Consider the following 3,458-nt stretch of genomic DNA (forward strand, 5'->3'; position numbering starts at 1 on the left):
ACTGCTGAATTCACTGTCGGCGAAGGTAAGTTGATGACTCATGATGAACCCTGTTCCATGGCTCCAGATGACAAACATGATCTCATATCAGGGACTTGTTCGCACCTTCCCTAACGAAATCACCGCCATTCCTGAATTACTGGCACTCCTCGATATAAAAGGCTGCCTGGTATCCATCGATGCCATGGGCTGCCAGACTGGAATAGCCTCAACCATAGTCAAGGGCGGTGGCGACTACTTGCTGGCGGTAAAAGGTAACCAGCCCACACTGCATAATGCAGTACGCGCAGCTCTGGCCGAGTCGACCAAGAAGCCGCTGAGTGAAGAAACGCTCAGTGTCGAGAAAGAGCACGGTCGCATCGATGGCCGCGAGTACCATGTGTTACCAGCCGGAGCACTATCAGAGCAATTTCCAGAGTGGAAATCGCTAAAGACTGTCGGTGTCGCAATATCCTATCGAATTGAAAATATGGAAAAATTTTCGATGGAGTATCGCTACTACATCAGCTCGGCTGAACTGACACCAGAGCAGTTTGCTTCAGCGGTACGAGGGCACTGGGCAATTGAAAATAGCCTGCACTGGGTTCTGGATGTCGTGATGAATGAGGATGCCTGCCAGATATATCGAGGTGATGCCCCTCAAATATTGGCCTGTGCACGACACATGGCGCAAAACATGCTGCGAGCCGAAACCAGCCGTAAGGCAAGCTTGCGGAAGAAGCAGCAATTTGCGGGCATGAGCAGCCCATATCTGGAAAAGGTATTGGATGCAGGGCTGGCTGAATTGAAGTCAATTTAACAATATGTTCACGCTCTCGCCCTGTTCTTGGGGGGCATGTTGACCAATTTAATTCCACTGCGATATGCCTCCTTTGCAACATTATTTTCCTCCATCACTTTCTCATGCAGCACCTTAAATAGTGACACGTCATTCTGCGTAAATTTCTTCTTTTGAGCATTACCAAGCAGCACCGGCACTTTCTCATTGCAACTCTCTACGCTGAATTTAAAACTCTGCGCATCATGCTGGCCATAACCATATTCATCGTTAGGGTCTATATCTACATGAGCGACCGCAGAAAAACTCATTGCGCATAGCATTGCCAGTGTTTTGAATTTCAAAATACACCCCTCTAGGTTTAAAGTGCCGCACAGTAACACATAGGCAGCACATAAACCGTGTCGAGCAGCACAACTCGCCACATTGAATGAGTACGGTTAGTTCGCATAAAAAAGCCCCCTAGCTACGGTGGGCGTAGCAGGGGGCCGTTTTGCCCTCTTTAGCAGTTGGGCCTCAGACATCGTTGCGCTCGGTTGGAGAGGAGAACAACGAAGCTCCCAGTTTGAACAGTGGGGGCTCTGTTGCTGACCACAGAGGCTGGCCAGCTCCTACAACATGACAGGGCTGCATACAGTGTCAAAGGACTTTCCTCTTAAGTGTGTTCCCCATCACACACCCTCCTCCCCCGCTACTGTCCGCCATGGACTGGGAGCCTCCCGAGGCCCAGTGCGCTAAGCCATGCGAGCTGTTATACTGTATGTAAACACAGTATTAAATCAGATGAGCAAGCGATGTCGTTTCCCAAACCAGGTACGGAGTTTCAAGAACAACCTATTGATCTCAATCAGGTCATAATCAGCCATCCTGCGTCGACGTTCTTCATGAGGGCAACCGGGATGGGCATGGAGAGCGATGGGATCCATGACAACGACCTCATCGTGATAGACCGCTCAGTGTCCGTGGAAGACGGTGACATCGTGGTAGCTGTCCATGAAGGTGAGTTCGTCATCAGGACGCTGCAGAAGCTCCCACGGCCAGCTCTGGTTTCCGCCGATCCGGCCACTCCGGCGATCCACCTGCATGACGAATCCGATCTCGTGATCTGGGGGGTCATTACCCACAGCATCCACAAAACCCTGAAACGACCATGAGCTACGTCTATGGTTTGGTAGACATCAATAATGCCTACTGCAGTTGCGAAACCCTATTTGACCCCAAACTGAAAGGACGGCCTCTGGTCGTTCTGAGCTCATCTCAAGGGTGCATTGTGGCTCGCTCGCCCGAAGCGAAGGCACTCGGCCTGAAGATGTCAACGCCCTACTTCCAGGTGAAGGACTTCTTCGAAGCAAATGGCGGCGTCTGGAGGCCAAGCAATTTCGCGTTGTACCTCGACCTCACCCAGCGGTTTGAAGACATCATCGCAGACATGGTGCCGCATTATAGTCGATATTCGATCGACGAGCGCTTCATTTGGCTCCCATCATGTGTCGGAGACACCATCGCATATGGCCAGCAGATACGCAATCGCATCGCCAAATTTATTGGTCTGGGGGTCGGGATCGGCTTCGGACCAACACGTACTCTTTCGAAGCTGGCCAATCTAAAAGCCAAGTCAACTCCAAGCACAGGCGGCGTCGTGGACCTGTCTGATACCGAGCAACGGCGCGAGTTCATGGCCATCACTCCGGTGAGCGAGGTGTGGGGGATCGGGCGTCAGCTGACGGCCAAGTTGGAGGCTCAGGGGATCATGACGGCTGCCGATCTCGCCGCGGCCGACCCGAAGACTCTGCAGCGGCGATATGGTGTGGTGGTCGAGCGAACCGCACAGGAGCTCAACGGCATCCCGTGCCTGGGCCTCGAAGACCAAATCCGGGCGAAACAGCAGATCATTGTCTCGCGCACCTTCGGTGAGCGGATTACCGATCGGGTCGCAATGAAACAGGCCATATCGAACTTCATGGAGCAGGCGGCGCAAAAGCTACGAGCAGAGAGACAGTGTGCTCGCCACATCAGCCTTCATATCGCCACCAGCCGCTTTGGCAACCAGCCTTACTACGCCAACCAGACCAGTACCCGGCTCGTGGTGCCGACCAACGACACCCGCGCTCTACTGGGCCTAATCAGCCCACTCCTAGACGGGATCTGGCAAGAGGGTCACCGCTACTCAAAGGCTGGTGTGATGCTGACGGATTTCTCGTCGGTCGAACACCAGCAGGGCGACCTGTTTGCCGCTGAACCACAAGATCCCCGTCGCGCCGCCCTGATGCAGGTGGTCGATAGCATTAACAGCAAGGGGCGCTTTGGAAAGCTGTTCTTCGGAGCCACCGGAGGGCTTAAGCATGACTGGGATGTAAAGCGAGAAAGCCTCAGCCCGCGTTACACCACCAACCTTGCCGATTTGCCCAAAGCCAGGACATGACGCCCTAAAATAGACTTGATTAATGTGTGGGTATTGTCATTATCAATATTGACAACACATTGCGTAGCTGCCCGCCATTTAGCGGGCATTTTCATGTTAGGAGCGACGGTCATGGAACGAGACAAGAAAGTGGCACTTGTCACACGGTTGCAGGGAGATGCGTATTCCGGTGAAGTTGAACAGTGATTCCGGAATCTGTGAACACCATTTCCGGAAAGTATGCGGACAGGGATTCTTCGAGCAGAAGCTGAGCTTTGA

At 53.0% G+C, this 3,458-nt stretch carries 4 protein-coding genes; 3 read left to right on the forward strand and 1 reads right to left on the reverse strand.

The window, feature by feature from the left end:
• Window positions 1–67: 67 nt before the first annotated feature.
• On the forward strand, window positions 68–799 hold the full coding sequence (locus tag PG883_RS22900; protein WP_442866378.1) for an ISAs1 family transposase: 732 nt from the start codon (window positions 68–70) through the stop codon (window positions 797–799).
• A gap of 8 nt (window positions 800–807) precedes the next feature.
• On the opposite strand, the gene PG883_RS22905 is transcribed toward PG883_RS22900, so the two are convergent.
• Window positions 808–1,122: a hypothetical protein gene (locus PG883_RS22905; protein WP_147273925.1), complete on the reverse strand. Its 315-nt coding sequence runs from the start codon at window positions 1,120–1,122 to the stop codon at window positions 808–810.
• Window positions 1,123–1,572: 450 nt separating this feature from the next.
• On the opposite strand from PG883_RS22905, the gene umuD reads away from it, so the two are divergent.
• Window positions 1,573–1,932: a translesion error-prone DNA polymerase V autoproteolytic subunit gene (umuD, locus tag PG883_RS22910; RefSeq protein WP_114523099.1), complete on the forward strand. Its 360-nt coding sequence runs from the start codon at window positions 1,573–1,575 to the stop codon at window positions 1,930–1,932.
• On the forward strand, window positions 1,929–3,200 hold the full coding sequence (umuC, locus tag PG883_RS22915) for a translesion error-prone DNA polymerase V subunit UmuC (protein WP_114523098.1): 1,272 nt from the start codon (window positions 1,929–1,931) through the stop codon (window positions 3,198–3,200). Before umuD ends, umuC begins: the two co-directional genes overlap by 4 nt.
• The last annotated feature ends 258 nt before the right edge of the window (window positions 3,201–3,458 follow it).

The sequence above is a fragment of the Aeromonas sp. QDB25 genome (assembly GCF_027707725.1).
Lineage (GTDB): Bacteria > Pseudomonadota > Gammaproteobacteria > Enterobacterales > Aeromonadaceae > Aeromonas > Aeromonas caviae.